Origin of the sequence: Mesorhizobium sp. M4A.F.Ca.ET.050.02.1.1 (genome assembly GCF_003997725.1) — a bacterium.
Lineage (GTDB): Bacteria > Pseudomonadota > Alphaproteobacteria > Rhizobiales > Rhizobiaceae > Mesorhizobium.
On sequence record NZ_RZSG01000395.1, the window covers coordinates 1 to 5,454 of the forward strand.

Here is a 5,454-nt window from a genome sequence, read left to right on the forward strand (position 1 = left end):
ATCTATTCCTCGACCCAGCATCCGAGCGAAGTCCAGCATATGGTGAGCCACGCGCTGGGGGTGCCGAGCAACGCCATCACGGTGGAAATCCGCCGCATGGGCGGCGGCTTCGGCGGCAAGGAAACACAGGGCAACCAGTTTGCCGCGCTCGCCGCAATCGCAGCGAAACGGCACCACCGGGCGGTGAAAATCAGGCCCGACCGCGACGACGACATGATCGCCACCGGCAAGCGCCACGACTTCCTCATCGACTACGAGGTCGGCTTCGACGATGATGGCAACATACTCGGCGTCGACTTCATGTTCGCGGCGCGCTGCGGCTTCTCCTCGGACCTGTCGGGCCCGGTGACCGACCGCGCGCTGTTCCACTGCGACAACACCTATTTCTGGCCGGCGGTGCATGCGCAGTCGGCGCCGCTTTACACCAACACGGTGTCGAACACCGCTTTCCGCGGTTTCGGCGGGCCGCAAGGCATGGTCGGCGCTGAGCGCGTCATCGACGAGGTCGCCTTTGCCCTCGACAAGGATCCGCTCGAGATCCGCAAGAAGAATTTCTACGGCACCAGTGACCGCAACATCACGCCTTACCACCAGACGGTCGAGGACAACATCATCCACCGCATCATCGCCGAGCTGGAGGCGAGCTCGAACTATGAGCGGCGCCGGCGCGAGATCAGCGCCTTCAACGCCAACAGCCGCTTCATCAAACGCGGCCTGGCGCTGACGCCGGTCAAGTTCGGCATCTCGTTTACCGCCACACACTACAACCAGGCGGGCGCGCTGGTGCATGTCTACACCGACGGCTCGGTGCATCTGAACCATGGCGGCACCGAGATGGGGCAAGGGCTCTACCTCAAGGTGGCGCAAGTGGTGGCGGAAGAGTTCCAGATCGACCTCGACCAGGTGAAGATCACCGCCACCACCACGGGCAAGGTGCCGAACACGTCGGCGACCGCGGCGTCGTCCGGCTCCGACCTCAACGGCATGGCGGCGCAGAACGGCGCCCGCCAGATCAAGGACCGGCTGACCAACTTCGCCGCCGAAAAATACCAGGTGCCGCGCGACCAGGTGCTGTTCCTGCCCAACCGCGTGCGCATCGGCAATCAGGAGATCGCCTTCGCCGATCTGGTCAAGCAGGCCTATATGGCGCGCATCCAGCTCTCGGCTGCGGGCTTCTACAAGACGCCGAAGATTCACTGGAACCGCGACAAGGGCGAAGGCCGGCCATTCTATTACTTCGCCTATGGCGCCTCGTGCTCGGAGGTGTCGGTCGACACGCTGACCGGTGAATATGTGGTCGAGCGCACCGACATCCTGCACGAGACCGGCCGCTCGCTGAACCGCGCCATCGACCTCGGCCAGATCGAGGGTGGCTTCATCCAGGGCATGGGCTGGCTGACCACCGAGGAACTCTGGTGGGACGAAAAAGGGCGGCTGCGCACCCATGCGCCGTCGACCTACAAGATCCCGCTGGCGTCGGACCGGCCGAAGATCTTCAACGTCACGCTGGCCGACTGGCCGGAGGCGCACGAGCCGACCGTGCATCGCTCCAAGGCGGTCGGTGAGCCGCCCTTCCCGCTCGGCATGTCGGTGCTGCACGCGCTGTCGGACGCGGTGGCGAGCGTCGCCGACCACAGGATCTGCCCGCGCCTCGACGCGCCGGCGACGCCAGAGCGGGTGCTGATGGCGATCGAACGGCTGAAAGCCGCAAGACCGGCTTGAACTGGGCCAAAGGTGCAATTCGGGCCGAAAAACTCTATATTTCCGTATCGGGAATGCAGACGATGAACTCGAAAGTGCAAAGCCTGAAGGATTTTCTCGGCCAAGCCGGCCGGGCCGCGCTGGTCGAGGTCGCGGCAACCAAGGGCTCGACGCCGCGCGAGACCGGCGCCTTCATGCTGGTCTCGGCCTCGGCGATTTACGGCACGATCGGCGGCGGCCAGCTCGAATATATGGCGATCGACAAGGCGCGGCAGATGCTGGGCGGGCGGACGCCATCGCGATCTGCCACCGATGAGGCTCGGATCGAGGTGGACGAAGTCTGCGCCACGCTCGACGTTCCGCTCGGGCCCGAGATCGGCCAGTGCTGCGGCGGGCGCGTCGAGGTGCTGATCCGCCCGGTCGATGGGGCACTCGAACAAGAGCTGATCGCCAAAGCCGAGGTCGAGGAGGCGCACCTACCATATGTCTATGTCTTCGGCGGCGGTCATGTCGGCCAGGCGCTGGCGTCGGCGTTGGCGCTGCTGCCCATCCATGCCGTCGTCGTCGAGACGCGCGCCGAAGCGCTCGAAGGGATGCCGGAAACGGTCGAGACGAGGCTGACGCCGATGCCTGAGGCCATCGTGCGCGAGGCACATGCCGGAGCCGCCTTTGCGATCCTCACCCACGACCATGCGCTCGATTTCCTGATCGTCGCCGAGGCGCTGAAGCGCGGCGACGCCGCCTATGTCGGCATGATCGGCTCCAGGACCAAGAAGGCGACGTTCAAGAGCTGGTTCCTGAAGTCGACCGATGGCAGCGAGGCGGAATTCAACCGCCTGGTCTCGCCGATCGGCGGCAATGCGGTGAAGGACAAGCGGCCGCCGGTGATCGCGGCACTTGCCGCCGCTGAGATCATGACGGCGCTGGTCTCGCATGCCACTGAGGCGACTGCCTCAAGCACGTCCGAGAAGGCGATGGCCGACTGAGGTCAGTCGCCAGGCGCCGGCGGCGACGCTGCTGGGATATGACCTCCGCTCACAGCTGCTCGTCGCTTTCTTCATTTCCCAAATCGTTCCGGAAAGTGTTTTCTGCGCGCCTCACAGGCACGAGGCGGACCCCTGATGGACGTATTGAGAATTGCGGCGTTTTCGGATGGCGACACCGGCGGCAACCCGGCCGGTGTGGTGATCGGCGATGCTTTACCAAATGCCATCGAAATGCAGCGCGTCGCGGCCGAGGTCGGCTTTTCGGAAACAGCCTTTGCGGCGCCGGAAGGCGATGGCTGGCGGGTCCGCTATTTCTCTCCGGAAAGCGAAGTGCCGTTCTGCGGCCATGCCACGATTGCGCTTGGTGCTGCGCTGGTGCGGGAGTTCGGCGACGGGATTTTTGCGCTGACCCTCAATCAGGCGAAAATCACCGTCGAGGGGTTTCGTGACGGCGCCAACATCGTCGCGGCGTTGCAGTCTCCCCCGACGCGCAGCAGATCGGCCCCGCCAGAGCTTGTCACCGAAACGCTGGCGCTGTTCGGCTACAGGACAGAGGATCTCGATCTGGCCATTCCGCCGGCTTTGATCCATGGCGGCGCCGATCATCTGGTGCTGGCGCTGAAGTCACGCGAGGCGCTGGCTGCAATGGCCTATAACCTGAAGCGCGGGCAGGCGCTGATGCGGCGCGAAGGGCTGGTGACGATCCTGCTCGCCTTTGCCGAGACACCCAGACTCTTCCACACGCGCAACCCGTTCGCGTCGGGCGGCGTCTACGAGGATCCCGCGACAGGAGCTTCGTCCGCCGCCTTCGCCGGCTATCTGCGCAACCTCGGCTGGCCGCATGGCGGCGCGATCGACATCGTGCAGGGCGAGGACATGGGCATGCGCTCAAGGCTGCATGCCGACATTCCGTCTCAGCCAGGCAGCTCGATCAGGGTATCCGGGACGGCTCGCCTGATGGACGCCGGCTAAGCAGCTGATGCCGGCCCTTTCAGGCCGAGGTGCTCGCGCAAGGTGCGGCCTTCGTATTCCGTACGGAACAGGCCGCGCCGCTGCAGCTCCGGCACGACCAGGGCGCAGAAGGCGTCGAGCTCGCCGGGGAACCAGGACGGCATGACGTTGAAGCCGTCGGCGGCGCCGCCTTCGAAGCGCGCCTGCAATTCGTCGGCGATCTGCGCCGGCGTGCCGACGATCCGCCAATGACCGCGGGCGCCGGCGAAATGGCGGGCAAGCTGGCGGATGGAAAGGCCGTCGCGGCGCGACTGCTCGACGACCAGCGCCTGCCGGCTCTTCATGCCCTCACTCTCCGGCAGTTCCGGCAGCGGCCCGTCGATCGGATAGCGCCAGAGGTCGGAAATGCTGAGATAGCTGGAGAGCAGCGCCACGCCGACCTCGTCCGGGATCAGCTCCTGCAATTCCTCATGCTTTGCCCGGGCTTCCGGCTCGGTCGCCGCGACGACCGGCGCGACGCCGGGCATGATCTTGACGTCGCCCGACGTGCGCCCATAGGCAGCGAGCCGGCCCTTGACGTCGTCATAGAAGGCCTTCGCCTCCTCAAACGTCTGGGCCGCGCTGAACACGACATCGGCGGTCCTGGCAGCGAGGTCCTTGCCGTCCTCCGAGGCTCCGGCCTGCACCATGACCGGCGCGCCCTGCGGCGAACGCGGCAGGTCGAGCGCGTCCCTGACGGAAAAGCTCTGGCCGTCATGATTGAGGCCGCCACTGCCGGCGCCACGCCACAGACCTGCGACCACAGCGGCGAATTCCCGGGCGCGTTCATAGCGGTCGGCATGCGAACGCAGGCCCATCGAGCCGAAATTGGCGGCTTCGATATTGCTTGCCGAAGTGACCAGGTTCCAGCCGGCGCGGCCGCCGCTCAGCTGGTCGAGCGAGGCAAAGGTGCGCGCCAGCCCGTAGGGCTCGTTGTAGCTGGTCGAAGCTGTCGAGACGAGGCCGATGCGCCCGGTCTGCACGGCGATCGCCGAAAGCAGGCTGATCGGCTCGAAACCGATCGAGCGCGAGGTCTGGCTGGCGATGCCGACATTGGCCTCGCGCAGGCCGGCGGCATCCTCGCAGAAGATCATGTCGAGCTTCGCCGCTTCGGCCGTGCGGGCGAGTTGTATGTAGTGGCCGATGTCGATGCCCGCGGTGACATGCGCCTTTGGATGGCGCCAGGCGGCGATGTGGTGGCCTGTCGCCCACAGGAACAGGCCGAGCTTCATCTGCCGCGGGCTCATGGTTTGCCTCCCGCCTCGAGTCCGAGATGCTGGCGCAACGTCGCTTCGGCACGTTCGGATTGAGCCAGGCCGCGACGCTGCAACTCCGGCAGCACGCGATCGGCAAAGGCCTCAAGTGAAGGAAGATCAGCCGGCAAAGCAAAATTGAGGCCGTCGCAGCCGTTCGAGTCGAACCCCGCTTCGAGCCTTTCGGCGGCCACGGTCACAAACACCTTAAGTGTTTCCGGCTTGCGCCCAGCAGCAAGCGCCCGTCGTTTCAGGTCGTCGCCGGCCACACCCGCCGACGGTTGCTCGTCCAGCAGGACGACGTCGGCGACGCGGGTGGCGAAGTCGAGGTCGGCCTCGGACAGGCCGGACATGACCAGCACCGGCGTGCCCTGCGGCGAGCGCGCCACGTTGAGCGGCCCGCGCACCGAAAAGAACTCGCCCTTGTGGTCAAGCAGGTGCATCTTCTGCGGATCGTGGAAGCGGCCGCCGGACTTGTCGAACAGCAGCGCATCGGCGTCCCAGCCCCTCCACAGGCCTTGCAC

Annotated in this window: 5 protein-coding genes; 3 read left to right on the forward strand and 2 right to left on the reverse strand. The window is 65.9% G+C overall.

The window, feature by feature from the left end; translation table 11 throughout:
• The 3 genes from xdhB to EOA33_RS22570 form a co-directional block, all read left to right on the forward strand.
• Nucleotides 1-1,722: xanthine dehydrogenase molybdopterin binding subunit (xdhB, locus tag EOA33_RS22560; protein ID WP_127406629.1), on the forward strand; the 1,722-nt coding region annotated here is incomplete at its 5' end.
• Between the two features lie 62 nt (nt 1,723-1,784).
• A complete protein-coding gene (gene xdhC / locus EOA33_RS22565; RefSeq protein WP_127406630.1) occupies nt 1,785-2,687 on the forward strand; it encodes a xanthine dehydrogenase accessory protein XdhC in 903 nt (300 codons plus the stop codon).
• A 135-nt stretch (nt 2,688-2,822) separates the two neighbouring features.
• The gene (locus EOA33_RS22570) at nt 2,823-3,659 is read left to right on the forward strand and encodes a PhzF family phenazine biosynthesis protein (protein ID WP_127406631.1); all 837 of its coding nucleotides are present in this window, start codon (nt 2,823-2,825) and stop codon (nt 3,657-3,659) included.
• Here EOA33_RS22570 and EOA33_RS22575 read toward each other — a convergent pair.
• Nucleotides 3,656-4,924, reverse strand: a complete 1,269-nt coding sequence (locus tag EOA33_RS22575; protein ID WP_126056975.1) for an LLM class flavin-dependent oxidoreductase — start codon at nt 4,922-4,924, stop codon at nt 3,656-3,658. The genes EOA33_RS22570 and EOA33_RS22575 overlap by 4 nt on opposite strands.
• Nucleotides 4,921-5,454: LLM class flavin-dependent oxidoreductase (locus EOA33_RS22580; RefSeq protein ID WP_127406632.1), on the reverse strand; the 534-nt coding region annotated here is incomplete at its 5' end. The genes EOA33_RS22580 and EOA33_RS22575, both read right to left, overlap by 4 nt.

Bases quoted from the DNA above. Each gene is read 5' to 3' on its own strand.
- xdhC (WP_127406630.1), top strand. From the start codon at position 1,785: ATGAACTCGAAAGTGCAAAGCCTGAAGGATTTTCTCGGCCAAGCCGGC.
- EOA33_RS22570 (WP_127406631.1), top strand. From the start codon at position 2,823: ATGGACGTATTGAGAATTGCGGCGTTTTCGGATGGCGACACCGGCGGC.
- EOA33_RS22575 (WP_126056975.1), bottom strand. From the start codon at position 4,924: ATGAGCCCGCGGCAGATGAAGCTCGGCCTGTTCCTGTGGGCGACAGGC.